Below are 13,147 nucleotides of genomic sequence, written 5' to 3' on the forward strand. Positions count from 1 at the left end.
CCTCCCCCCCCCCCCCCCCCCCCCCCCCCCCCCCCCCCCCCGCTACCGGCCTGGGCGCTTACTGCGCCCACACGCTGGTATTGCGAACCCCCAGCAGCTTCGGGTTGAACAACGGGTCACGCCCGTGACGCCGGTGATCTTCGTAGTCGCGCAACGCGGCCAGCGCGGGCCTCTGCAGCAGCAGGATGGCGATGATGTTCAGCCAACTCATCATGCCTACGCCGATGTCGCCCAGCGCCCACGCCACTGTCGCACTGTTCATCGCCGAGTAGCCCGTAGCGGCCAGGAACAGCAGCTGGAAGGTGCCCATCACCCACCCTCGGGGACGATCGCGGCAGAGATAACTGACGTTGGTTTCGGCCATGTAGTACAGGGCCAGGATGGTGGTGAACGCGAATGGCAGGATCGCCAGCGCGACGAACGACTTGCCGAAGCCGGGCAAGGCCGACTCCACCGCGTGCTGTACGAAGCGTGGCCCTGCTTCCACGCCGGGAAGGTTGCCCAGCAGCAGGCGCGCCTCGTCCGGCACACCGTTCACCGCCGGGTCGTAGACGTTGTAGAGCCCGGTGGAGAGAATCAGGAAGGCCGTCGCGCTGCACACGACCATGGTGTCGATGTACACCGAGAACGACTGCACCAGCCCCTGCTTCACCGGGTGCGATACTTCCGCTGCAGCGGCAGGATGCGCGCCACTGCCCATGCCAGCTTCATTGGACAACACGCCACGACGTACCCCCCATTGGATCGCGGTCCCGATCATCGCACCGAATGCGGCGTCAACACCGAAGGCGCTGCGCAGCACCAGGGCGATGACCTCAGGCACGCGCTCGACGTTGAGTACCATCACCACCGCAGTGACCAGCAGATAGGCCACGGCCATCACCGGCACCACCCATTCGGCGACGCGCGCGATGCGACGCACGCCGCCGAGCAGGATCGCCGCCAACACCACCAGCAGCACACCGGTGGTGACCATCACCGGAACGTCCCACGCTTCGTTCACCGCACTGGTGATGGCGTTGGACTGCGTGCCCGCCAGCATCGCCCCCGCCAGCACCGTGACCAGCGCGAACAGCACGGCGTACCAGCGCTGGCCCAGCCCCTTCTCGATGTAGTACGCCGGGCCACCGCGATACTGCCCCTTGGCGTCGCGATCCTTGTAGATCTGCGCCAGGGTGGACTCGATGAACGCGCTGGAGGCACCGAGGAAGGCGACGATCCACATCCAGAAGATCGCGCCCGGACCGCCGAAGGCAATGGCCATGGCGACACCGGCGATGTTGCCCACGCCCACCCGGCTGGACAGCGACAGTGACAACGCCTGGAACGGCGAGACACCGGCATCGGAGCGCTCGTGACGGAACATCAGGCGCAGCATGTCCGGCAGCGCGCGCAACTGCACGAAGCGGGTACGTACGCTGAAGTACAGGCCCGTTGCCAGGCACAGCACCACCAGGTACGGGCTCCAGACAACGGCAAGCACGGCATTGACGATCGATTCGACATTCATCGCAGGGCCCCCATCAGAAGAACATGCCCAGGGCGACCTGGGGACTGATGATGCGGCCGGTATTGCGGCCGGCAACGGTGAATTCGACGCCGGCGATCAGCCCCAGCGACGGGCTGAAGTGGTACTCGACAGCGGGCGCGAAGGTCAGGTTGCGACTGGCCGGGCGGTGTTCGTTGATGGGCCGGACGCCACCTGCAGCGTCGGGCGCGAAACCGGTCAGGCGCTGGCCGGTCTCGCGGCTGGCGGCAACTTCCATCACGCCGACCCAGCGTTCGTTGAAGCTGTATTCGGCGCCCACGGAAAGACCCAGTACCGAGCCCCGCGCGATATGGCCCTGGAAGCCGTCCTCGGTGCCGTACACACTGGTGCCGGAGATGGCCGTTCGCGATGGCGCCGGCCCCGCGCTGAACTGCGCCCGCCAGCGCAGCGGCCGATCGTTGCCCAGCCACAGCACCTGCTGCACGGCCAACGCGGCGACGGTGCGCTGCACGCCATCACCCTGCGCATCCAGCGGATTGCCGGTGATGCGGTCGTGGCTGCCGGTGCTGAAGCGCTGTACCAGCGCAATCGACACCGCCGGCGTGGTGCCATCGGCGCTGGGGGCCTGCAACAGGTATTGCAGGCGTGCGGTGGTATCACCGGCGCGGAAGCCTCGGCTGCGTGCGTTGCCGGATTCGGCGCGTGATGCACTCAGGTTGACCTGGCCGGTCACCCGTTCGCTGAAGCCGTATGCGATGGGCACCACCATCGCCCACGCGCCGCTGCGTTCGCTGCTGCGCTGGCGGTCGCCGTTGTGGTCGAAGGACGAGGAACTATCGACCCGCACCAGATAGGGTTCGACGTACCAGTGACCCGCCGGCATGCCGGCAGGATTGGGTGTGATCAGCGGGCCGGTGAAGTTGACGCCGTCGAGCGTGCGCTCGTTGGCCTGCGCGGAAACGGCGGCAAGCGCACTGAGTGCCAGTACCAGGCAGACACGCACCGCACTGCGAGGAGGATGATGCATGGGAACCGCTCCTGTACGACGTTGGATGGACTTCCACCCTGCGTCGCCGGGAACGGCACACCAATAAGGAAACTTTCAATTCGTCATGCCTGCTTTGCGCATGGCACTGCCAGGAAAACCGCCAGACGTTGCCCGGCTGCCGGGAAGTCCCGTTCGGCCTGGAACTGCGCTGTGCGGGCACCGGTTTGCGGTGCCCGCAGACACGCCCATCAGCCGCGCTGGCTGACCCACTGCGCCAGCAACACGGCCGTGGCGGAAGCGACATTCAGGCTTTCAACCGCGCCACTGCCGGGAATCGACAGCTGCTGGTCACACTGGCTGGCCAGGCCGCGATCCATGCCTTCGCTTTCCGCGCCCATCACGTAGACCAGGCGGGCCGGCAACGACGCGCGGAACACGTCATCGCCACCCTCGACCAGGGTCGCGGCGAGGCCGAAACCGGCCGCGCGCAGCTGCGCCATCGCTTCTGCATCCTCAGGCAACTGCACCAGCGGCACCGACTCTGCGCCGCCCTCGGCCACGCGTGCGGCCGCGCCGGACAACGCCAGCGTACTGCTGGCCGGCAGCAGCAGCGCCTTGGCGCCGAAGTGCGCGGCAGAGCGCAGGATCGCACCGAAGTTGTGCGGATTACCGACGCCATCCAGCCACAGTGCCAGCGCCGGGCCTTCGCCCAGTTCGGCCAGCCACTGCGCCAGCGGCAACACCGGCGCGCGCAGCACGTCGGCCACCAGGCCTTCATGGTGGGTGGTGGCAGCCAGCTTGTTGAGGTCGCCCTCCTCCACCACGCGATAGCCCACGCGGTTGGCCACGCACCACTTCAGCACCGGCTGCATGCGCGGAATCAGCGATTCCACCAGGTACAGCTTGCGCAGCGCCTGCGGACGCTTGGCGAACAGCGCCTGCACCGCGTTCCATCCGTACAGGCGAAGTTCGTCGTTGCCCCGCCCCGGCGGTGGCGGGGTGCCGCCCTCACGCGGTGGCAGCGGGGTGGCCCGCGGCGGTCGCGACGACGGGCGGCGGGCATTCTTCCAGGGATCATTCACTACGGGACAACTCCAGCTTGCGTTGACGCCAGAAATCGGCGTTCTTGATGCCCAGGGCATCGGGGTCGAAGATCGGGTCGAGACCGAGCTTCTTCTGTCGTTCGTAATCGCGCAGGGCCAGCATGGCCGGCTTCTGCACGATGAGGATGGCGATGATGTTCAGCCAGGCCATCAGGCCCACGCCGATATCACCCAGCGCCCAGGCCAGGGTGGCGTTGTGGAAGGCACCGAACACCACCATGCCGATGATGCCCAGGCGCAGCAGCAGCACGGTGAGCGGCCGGCGCTTGTTGTGGTTGACGTAGGTCAGGTTGGTTTCGGCCATGTAGTAATAGGCCATGATCGTGGTGAAGGCGAAGAAGAAGATCGCTACCGACACGAAGGCCGAGCCCCAGCCCGGCAGCACCGCTTCCACACCCGCCTGCGCGTAGCCCGCACCTTCGGGAATGCCGGCCAGGCCCTGGAAGATCGGCGCAGCGCCGGCGACCGGCGAATACACGTTGTAGGTGCCGCTGGCCAGGATCAGGAAGGCGGTGGCGGTGCACACCATCATGGTGTCGAAGTAGATGGCGAACGCCTGCACGTAGCCCTGCTTGGCCGGGTGCGAGACCTCCGAGGCCGCCGCAGCGTGCGGACCCGAGCCCTGGCCGGCCTCGTTGGCGTAGATGCCGCGCTTGATGCCCCACTCCACCGCCAGGCCCATCATCGCGCCGAACGCGGCATGGGTACCGAACGCGCTCTTGAAGATGATGCCGAACATTTCCGGCACGCGGTCGTAGTTGATGATCATGATGACGATGGCCATCAGGATGAAGCCGGCGGCCATGAACGGCACCACCACTTCGGCGAAGTTGGCGATGCGCTTGACGCCACCGAAGATCACCACGCCCAGCAGCAGGGCGACGACGATGCCGATGCCCAGCTTCAGCGCCTGCGCCGATTCCATGCCGAAGGCCTGGCCATCGAGCGGACCGCACAGCGCGGTACCGCGGCAGGCGTTGATGACGCTGTCGGCGATCGCGTTGGCCTGCACGCCGGGCATCAGGAAACCGGCGGCGATGATCGTGGCGATGGCGAAGGCCATGGCATACCACTTCAGGCCCATCGCTTTTTCGATGTAGTAGGCCGGGCCACCGCGGTAGCGGCCTTCGGCATCCTTGGTCTTGTAGATCTGCGCCAGGGTGCATTCCACATACGAGGTGGAGGCGCCGAGGAAGCCCATCACCCACATCCAGAAGATCGCGCCGGGGCCGCCGAAGGCGATGGCGGTGGCCACGCCGGCGATGTTGCCGATGCCCATGCGGCCGGCCATCGACATGGCCAGGGCCTGGAACGAGGACACGCCCGCGTCGGACTTCTCACCGGACACGGTGAGGCGGCACATCTCGACGAAACCACGGATCTGCATGAAGCGGGTGCGCAGGCTGAAGAACAGGCCGGCGGCCAGGCACATGAAGATCAGCGCCTTGCTCCAGATGATGCTGTTGATGAAATGTACGGTAGCTTCCACGCGCGCTCTCTCCAGTCGGCGGGTTGTGAGGACGTCCCGTCGGCTGGAAGGGACCGGTCGATTCTCCCTGATCGAAGGTCGCTGCGATAGCGCCGGATGTGGGGGCGTGTTCTCCGCCGGGCATGGCCCGGCGCTACCGGGTATGCCGGCCGCACCACGGGTAGCGCCGGGCCGTGCCTGGCGGCCTGTTACGGAAGCTGCCTGCGTACCCGGGCGAAGCGGCGCAGGTCATGCAGGACGCCGCGCTTGTAGACGGCGCAGCGCTCCACGCCCTCCTCCTGGAAACCGTTCTTTTCCAGTACCCGGGCCGAGCCCAGGTTGAAGTCGACCACCGTGGCCTGCAGCCTGAACAGGCCAAGCTCATCCATCACCCAGGGCGCGAACAGGCCGACCACAGCGGTCATCAGGCCCTGCCCCCAGTGGGCCTGGCCGAGCCAGTAGCCCAGTTCCGCGGTATGCCCGCGCTCGGCCACGCCCTGCTGGGCGCCAACGCTGCCACAGGCCTGGCCCTCTATCTCGATGGCCAGGTTCAGCGTGCCTGGGGCCAGTACGCGCCCGCCCAGGAAGGCTTCGCCATCCTCGCGGGTGTACGGATACGGGAAGCGGTCACGCAGCCCACGCGAGACGTCCGCGTCGTTGGCGTGATGCAGCAGCGACTGCAGGTCATCACTGCGCCAGGGGCGCAGCAGGAAGCCTGCGCCGTGCAGGATCCGCGCCGGCTCAGGCATGACCACCCACCGACGGCGAGTCGGCCTCCTGCTTCTCCAGCTCGCGCTTCACCGCCTCCGGCGAGCGGGTGTACGGGGCCAGCCGCGCGTAGAACGCCGGCACCACGAACAGCGACAGGAAGGTGGACAGGGTGACGCCGAAGATGATCACGATGCCGATGGTGCCACGGCTGGCCGAGCCCGGGCCACCGGCCACCACCAGCGGGATGGCGCCGACCACGGTGGCGATCGAAGTCATCAGAATCGGACGCAGGCGCACCATCGCCGATTCGATGATCGCTTCGCGCACGCTGCGGCCATCGTCGCGCAGCTGGTTGGCGAATTCGACGATCAGGATGCCGTTCTTGGCCGCCAGGCCGACCAGCATGACGATGCCGATCTGGCTGAACAGGTTCACCGTGCCGCCACTCAGCCACAGGCCAACCAGCGCGCCGAGCACGCCCAGCGGCACGGTCAGCATGATCGTCAGCGGGTGGATGAAGCTCTCGAACTGCGCGGCCAGCACCAGGTACACCACCAGCAGGGCCATGGCGAAGGTCAGCAGCACCGCGCCGCCCGCACTCTGGTACTCACGCGATTCGCCCTTCCAGTTCACCTGCGCGTACTGCGGCAGCTCTTCGCCGGTCACCTGCTGGGCCCAGGCGATGGCCTCGCCCAGGGGATAACCCGGTGCCAGGCCGGCACTGATGGTGATCGAGCGCAGGCGGTTGAAGCGGTTCAGGGTTCCGGCCTCGGCCACTTCGCTCAGCGTGACCAGGTTGGACAATGGCACCAGCTCGCCAGAGGTCGCACGCACGCGGATAGCGGCCAGATCGGCGGGGCTGGCGCGGCCATCACGGCCGGCCTGCACCAGCACGTCGTACTCCTCGCCGTTGTCGACGAAGGTAGTGACGCGGCGCGAGCCCATCATCGTTTCCAGCGCCGAACCGATCGCGGTGACCGGCACGCCGAGGTCGGCCGCACGCTGGCGGTCGATGTTCACCCGCATCTGCGGACGGGTTTCCTTGTAGTCCGAGTCCGGGCCGACCAGGCCGGGGTTGTCGGCCATGCGCAGCAGGATGCGGTCGCGCCACTGCGCGATCTCGGCGTATTCCGGGCCACCCAGCACGATCTGGAACGGCTGCCCGCCACTGCGCACCAGGCCGCCACCGACCTGGGTACGTACGCGCACGCCACGGATGGTGTCCAGTTCCTTCTGCAGTTCGTTGGCGACTTCCGGCGTGCCTTCGCTGCGCTGACGCCACGGCTGCAGGAACACGCTGACGCGGCCAGTGTGCATTTCCTCGCTGGCGCCGAAGCCGCCGGGCACGCGCGGGTTGGCGCGCACGATCGGCTTGTCCGCGCCCACGTGCGGTGCCAGCAGCGCTTCGACCTGCTGCACCTGCTGCACGGTGTAGTCGTAGCCGGCGCCTTCCGGGCCGTCGATCATGATCTGGAACGAACCACGGTCTTCGGCCGGGGCCAGTTCCGAAGGCAGCACTTTGATCAGCAGCCAGCTGGCCGCCAACGCAGCGGCCATCACCAGCAGGTAGATCCACGTGCGATCGACATGATGATCGAGCACGCGGCCGTAGGCGCCGGCCAGGCGTTCCAGATTGCGGTTGATGAAGCCGTGCAGCCCGCGCGGTGCCTGCCCGGTATGCGGCTTGAGCAGCTTGGAGGCCATCATCGGCGTCAGCGTCAGCGCGACGAACGCCGACAGCGCGACAGCGGCGGCCAGGGCTACCGCCAGTTCACGGAACAGGCGCCCGGTATTGCCTTCCAGGAAGCCGACCGGCAGGAATACCGCCACCAGCACGGCGGTGGTGGCGATCACCGCGAACGCCACCTGCGCGGTACCCCGCTTGGACGCCACCAGCGGCGGTTCGCCCAGGTCGATGCGACGCTGCACGTTTTCCACCACCACGATCGCGTCATCCACCACCAGGCCGATGCACAGCACAAGCGCGAGCAGGGTCAGCAGGTTGATCGAGAAGTCGAATGCGTACAGCGCGATGAACGCCGCCACCAGGCATACCGGCACGGTGACCGCAGGAATCAACGCCGCGCGGAAGCTGCCGAGGAACAGCCAGATCACCGCCAGCACCAGGATCATCGCCTCCACCAGGGTGGCGTACACGCGGTCGACGGCAGCCTCGATGAAGGTGGTGTTGTCGAAGGCAACGAAGATCTGCGTGCCCTTGGGCAGGGTCAGCGCGACACGTTCGGCCTCGGCGCGCGCGGTGCGCGCCACATCCAGCGAATTGGCAGTGGAGGTCTTGACGATGCCCAGGCCGATGCCGGGTTCGCCGTTGCTGCGGTAGTAGGCGCGACGCTCGGCCGAGGCCAGCTCGATCTTCGCCACATCGCCCATGCGCACCACATAGCCATCACTGCCCTTGCCCAGCGGGATGGTCGCGAAGTCTTCCGGCTTGATGTAGTTGCGCTCCACGCGCAGGGTGAAATCGCGGTCGGTGGATTCGATGCGGCCGGCCGGCAGTTCCACGTTCTCGTTGCGCAACGCGGTTTCCACATCGCCGGTGGTCAGCCCACGTGCGGCCAGCTGGTCGCGGTCCAGCCAGATGCGCATGGCATAGCGCTGGCGGCCACCGATGCGGACCTGGGCCACGCCATCGAGGCTGGAGAAGCGGTCGACCACGTAGCGGTCGGCGTAGTCGCTCAGTTCCAGCGTATCCATGGTCGAGGAGACCATGTTGAACCAGATGATCGGGTCGGCATCGCTCTCGACCTTGGCGATCTCCGGTGGCCGTGCCTCCTCGGGCATGCGGTCGGCCACGCGGCTGACCGCGTCGCGCACGTCGTTGGCCGCCGCTTCGATATCACGGTTGGAGGTGAATTCGATGCTGACCTGCGAGCGGCCGTTGGTGCTGCGCGCGTTGATCGTATCGATGCCTTCGATGCCGGCCAGCGCGTCTTCCAGCACCTGGGTGATGCGGCTCTCGATGACCGCTGCCGAGGCGCCGGTGTAATCCACCGAGACCGAAACGATCGGTGGGTCGATGGCCGGCAGTTCGCGCAGCGTCAACCGGGTGAAGGACATCACGCCCAGCACCAGCAGCAACAGGCTCATCACCACGGCAAACACCGGCCGCTGGATGGAGATGTCGGACAGCTTCATCCGCCGTGACCCTCGGCGGCTGCAGGTGCTTCAACCGTCTCCGGCTGCGCGCCGCTGGCGGGCGCGGCGTCGGAGGCTGCCACCTTCAGGCCCGCCCGCAGCTTGCCGGTGCCGTCCACCACGATGCGCTGGCCTGCCTGCAGGCCCTGCTTGATCTCGACCACGCCGGCGCGGCGTGCACCGGTGACCACGTCCACGCGTTCGACGGTGTCATCGGCCTTGATGCGGTACATGAAGCTGTCGCGACCGACCTGCACCACCGCGATTTCCGGTACCACCAGGGCCGGTCGATCAGGATGGAACAGGCGCACGTCGAGCAGCATGCCCGGCCGCAGCGCATGGTCGCCATTGGCGAAGTCGGCACGCACGGTCACCGCACGGGTGGCAGGGTCGATGCGTGCATCGATGGTGCTGACCTCGCCCTCGAAGGTGCGGCCCGGCCAGGCCACGCTGGTGGCCTGCACCTTGTCGCCGGTGGTCAGCGACGCCAGTTCCACTTCCGGCACCTGGAAATCGACGTGCATGCGCTCGACGTCGTCGAGGGTGGCGATCACCGTGGTCGGCGTCAGCAGCGTGCCCGGGCTGATCTGGCGGATGCCAAGGACGCCGGCGAACGGCGCGCGCACGCGACGGTCGCCGATGTCCGACTGCATCTGTGCCACCCGCGCTTCGGCGGCGTCGCGGATCGACTTCTGCGTGTCCAGGGTCGCACTGGATACCAACCGCTGCGCCGCCAGTTCACGCTGGCGCTTGTACAGCTGGTCGGCTTCGCGGAAGGTCGCCTGCGCCTGCACCAATGCGGCCTCCTGGGCCTGCCCGCGCAGTGTCACGAGGGGCGCACCGGCGGCGACCTGCTGGCCACTTTCAAAGTGCACGCGCTCGACAATCTCGCTCACCTTGGCGGTCACGCTGATCGACTCGCGCGCCTTGGCCGTGCCCAGCGCCTGCAGCGTGTCGTTCCACTGCACCGCCTGCACGACCTGCGCGGTGACCGGCACGGCTTCGCCCTGCCGACGCGCGGCGGCCTCCTGTTTGCCTGCGCACCCGGCCAGCACGGCCAGGCTGAGGCCAAGGGCCAGGGTCGAAGCGATACGAGCCAACATGAAGCGTCCTGAGTGGTACACGGCCGCCGAGTGTAGGCAAGGCCCCGCAAAAGCGGTATGTGCCAAGCGTTTACCGGCGTGGAACGGGGGCTGCGATAGCGCCGTGTTCCCATTCCATGCAGGGGCACCGACGCAGTGTCGGCGTATGTCGGGATGTATCAGGCCATCCCGCCAGGGGCGATGCCGTCGTACAGTCGAGGGGCCTGGCCGAGGGCGCCGGGCGGGGTCGGAACCTGACGGGGATCCGACCCCGTTTTCTTTGGACGCAGGCCTTCTGTGCCTGGCGCACCGGTAGCGCCGGGCCATGCCCGGCGGATCAATACCGGTAGTTCACCTTCATCCACAGGCTGCGGCCGGGCTCGTTGATGCGCACCGGGTCAGCGGGGAAGCCGAAGTCGGCGCTGCCGGCCAGGTTCAGATGCTCGCTGTAGGCACGGTCGAACAGGTTGTCGACACCGGCGCTGAGCTGCAGCTGCGAACTGAAACGATAGGCCGCGTTGAGCGCCAGCGTGGCAAAGCCGCTGCTCGGCCCGAGGTCCTGCGCGACCACGTTGCCCTGCCCGTCCGCGACCCGATGCTGATGGGTGACCGCGCGCACCAGCGCACCGGCACTCCAGCGCTGGCCTTCCCAGTCAGCGCTCAAGCGTGCTTCCAGCGGCGGCATCTGCGGCAACGGTCGATGCTGATCGCGGTTCTCGCCCCAGGCATAGGCCAGGGTGCCCCCCAGCTTCCATTGCTCGTCCAGCCGCAGCTGCAGGCCGGCCTCGGCACCGGCGATGCGCGCCTGCACATTGTCAGCCTGGCTCATGCCCATCATGCCGCTGCCGCGATAGGTGAACAGGATGTAGTCCTGGATCTGCCCCGCATAGGCCGAGACCCAGGCCTGCACGCGCGGGCCCTTGTATTGCAGGCCGACGTCAAGCTGGGTGGTGCGCTCGGGCTGGATGCCAGCGAACGCGTTCACCGCACCTGCCGGCCCCTGATCGGGCGAGAACAGTTCCCAGTAGTCGGGCATGCGCTGGCTGTGGCCCAGCCCGGCATACCAGGTCAGGCCGTCGGCAAGGTCCTGTTCGTAGCGCAGGAAACCACTGCCCAGCCATTCCCTGCGGCGCTGGCCGGCGGTGGGATTGGGCATGGCCATCATCATGCCGCCGATGTCGGCACGCGCATCGCGCACGCTGGCACGATCGATGCGCAGCCCGCCGATCCAACGCTGCCCGGTGTCCACGCCAAGGGTCAGTTCGGTGAATGCACCGTAGCGGCGGAAATCGGCGTCGGTGTTCCAGTCCGCCTGCTTGTAGGTATCGCGCCCCATGCCCATGCGGCCGCGATGCCGGCTGTCTTCGCCGTCGATGCCGGCCACCAGCTGCACGTCCTGCCAGCGCCATTCGGCGCTGATGCGCCCGCCCTGCGTGCGGCGAACCACGTTCGACGCCATCGGCATCGGCATCATGCTGTGTGGGTTCGGCGTACGCAGCGTGTAGTTGTCCATCACGTGGTCGGCTTCGTTGTAGTACACGTTCGCCTGCAGCGTGTCCCACGCCCCGGGCAGATTGCGCTTCTCGAAGCGTGCGGCGTAACTGGTGCGTTCGAACGCGGCACCATCCATGCCGCGCCCCGCGTAGCGCGCGATCGCATCGCCGGCACCGGCGGAGACCTCCAACAGGGTATCGGCGTCAGGCGTCCAACCCACCGCTACGTCGCCATTCCACTTGCGCCATTTCGACGGAACCACATCGCCGTTGCCGTCCTTGTAGTCATCGGCTTCGGAGCGATTGCCGCTGGCACGCACGTAGCCCGTTGGATTGCCCAGGGTCAGGTCCAGCACCTGGTCGTTGCGGTTGCGTGAGCCGACCAGCGCACTGGCATCGGCACGCAGCCCGGGCGCATCGAAACGCGGGGTATCACGCTCGAAACGCACGGTGCCCGCAGAGGCACCCGCGCCCCAGCGCACGCTCTGCGGGCCCTTGATGATGGTCAGCCGGTCAAAGCTCTCCGGCGATATGTAGGACAGCGGGTTGTCCATGCGCGAGGGACACGCGCCAATCAGATTGCCATCGTTGCTGAGGATGTTCAGGCGCGAACCGAACATGCCACGCAGCACCGGGTCGCCGTTGGTGCCGCCGTTGCGGATGGCGGAGAAGCCGGGAACGGCCTTCAGGTAATCGGCGCCATCGCTGGCTGGCACAGGCTGCCGCGGCAGGCGCGGATCGGTCACCCAATGCAGCGGCGAGGACGGCGCGGCGGCGGTGACCACCAGCGTATCCAGCGTCCGCGCTTCTTCAGCGGGCGTGGCATGGGCGAAGGGGGCGGCCAGGGCAGCGCCAAGCGCAAACGGCAGGCGCGCACGGGCACCCGCAGCGGGGAAAGTCATTTTCATGGAAACAGCTCCAAGGTACGCACGCGCGCACGACGCCCTTGCAGGCCTCATGCGGCGGATCCGATAGGGAAATCAGCGGACGGTGGAGATCAGCGGCGGGCCACGCGCGGCATGTGCCGGCCAATGCAGCAGCGGCAGTCGCGGCTGCGACCATGGGAACATCGGCTTCGGCCGCCACAGCAAGGGCAGCAGAAGCACCAGCACGGCCAGCCACGGCAGCAGGCGCATGGCCAGCACGCAGTACTCGCAGGCCTCCCCGTGCATGGCGTGCGGATCGGCGGGCGGGGTCGGATCCCTTTGCCCCGGCAAAGGGCTCTGACCCTCAGCCATGTCGCCGTGATGCATGTGGGCATGGTCCATGCCGCCATGCATTGTGGATGGGGTCAGAGCCCTTCCCTGTGGTGAAGGGATCTGACCCTGCGGCGCCTGCAGCGCACGGCTGACCAGCGGCGCAAGCACCATCAACAGCGTCGCGATGAAGGCGAGCTGGAGCAGGGTTCGACGCAGGCAGCCGGTACGGATCACCGCGCTAGTGTAGAGGTGCCTCCAGAAGGCACCGTGCGACGAACCGTCGCAGGAGGGGGTTTATCGGCAGGGCTGCGCCCTGCACCCGCAAAGGCCACGTCCACGGCAAGAGCCGAAGCAACATCAAAAGCTGGCTTCCTGTGGGTAGGCGGGGTGGGTCCGGTTGCGGGGGCCGCTGCAAGTACGTCCATGTAAGCTCGGTCGCCGCATCCATGCGGCTCACG

Annotated in this window: 9 protein-coding genes; all 9 read right to left on the reverse strand. The window is 67.4% G+C overall.

Annotated features, from left to right (window positions below; all coding sequences use genetic code 11):
- Positions 1 to 58: 58 nt before the first annotated feature.
- The 9 genes from AC3WTC_RS19680 to AC3WTC_RS19720 all read right to left on the reverse strand — a co-directional run bounded on the left by AC3WTC_RS19680 (position 59) and on the right by AC3WTC_RS19720 (position 12,923).
- The gene (locus AC3WTC_RS19680) at positions 59 to 1,510 is read right to left on the reverse strand and encodes an alanine/glycine:cation symporter family protein (RefSeq protein ID WP_025874270.1); all 1,452 of its coding nucleotides are present in this window, start codon (positions 1,508 to 1,510) and stop codon (positions 59 to 61) included.
- A gap of 13 nt (positions 1,511 to 1,523) precedes the next feature.
- Positions 1,524 to 2,516, reverse strand: a complete 993-nt coding sequence (locus AC3WTC_RS19685) for a hypothetical protein (RefSeq protein ID WP_025874269.1) — start codon at positions 2,514 to 2,516, stop codon at positions 1,524 to 1,526.
- A 209-nt stretch (positions 2,517 to 2,725) separates the two neighbouring features.
- Positions 2,726 to 3,559 (reverse strand): TrmH family RNA methyltransferase, encoded by an 834-nt coding sequence (locus AC3WTC_RS19690; protein WP_025874268.1) that lies wholly within the window; start codon positions 3,557 to 3,559, stop codon positions 2,726 to 2,728.
- Positions 3,552 to 5,069: an alanine/glycine:cation symporter family protein gene (locus AC3WTC_RS19695; protein WP_025874267.1), complete on the reverse strand. Its 1,518-nt coding sequence runs from the start codon at positions 5,067 to 5,069 to the stop codon at positions 3,552 to 3,554. Before AC3WTC_RS19695 ends, AC3WTC_RS19690 begins: the two co-directional genes overlap by 8 nt.
- Before the next feature lie 188 nt (positions 5,070 to 5,257).
- Entirely contained in the window at positions 5,258 to 5,797 is a 540-nt protein-coding gene (locus AC3WTC_RS19700) for a GNAT family N-acetyltransferase (RefSeq protein ID WP_025874266.1), read from the reverse strand.
- Positions 5,790 to 8,915 (reverse strand): efflux RND transporter permease subunit, encoded by a 3,126-nt coding sequence (locus AC3WTC_RS19705; RefSeq protein WP_025874265.1) that lies wholly within the window; start codon positions 8,913 to 8,915, stop codon positions 5,790 to 5,792. Before AC3WTC_RS19705 ends, AC3WTC_RS19700 begins: the two co-directional genes overlap by 8 nt.
- Positions 8,912 to 10,018 carry an efflux RND transporter periplasmic adaptor subunit gene (locus AC3WTC_RS19710; protein ID WP_080150581.1) on the reverse strand — a complete coding sequence of 369 codons (1,107 nt, stop codon included), beginning with the start codon at positions 10,016 to 10,018 and terminating at the stop codon, positions 8,912 to 8,914. The genes AC3WTC_RS19705 and AC3WTC_RS19710 overlap by 4 nt, the downstream gene beginning before the upstream one ends.
- 316 nt (positions 10,019 to 10,334) lie before the next feature.
- Complete coding sequence (locus tag AC3WTC_RS19715; RefSeq protein ID WP_080150583.1) at positions 10,335 to 12,398, reverse strand: TonB-dependent copper receptor; 2,064 nt, start codon at positions 12,396 to 12,398, stop codon at positions 10,335 to 10,337.
- A gap of 72 nt (positions 12,399 to 12,470) precedes the next feature.
- Positions 12,471 to 12,923, reverse strand: coding sequence for a DUF2946 family protein (locus tag AC3WTC_RS19720; protein ID WP_425513378.1), 453 nt, complete (start codon positions 12,921 to 12,923; stop codon positions 12,471 to 12,473).
- Positions 12,924 to 13,147: the final 224 nt, after the last annotated feature.

It is taken from the genome of Stenotrophomonas sp. FW305-C-20-S1 (genome assembly GCF_058783335.1).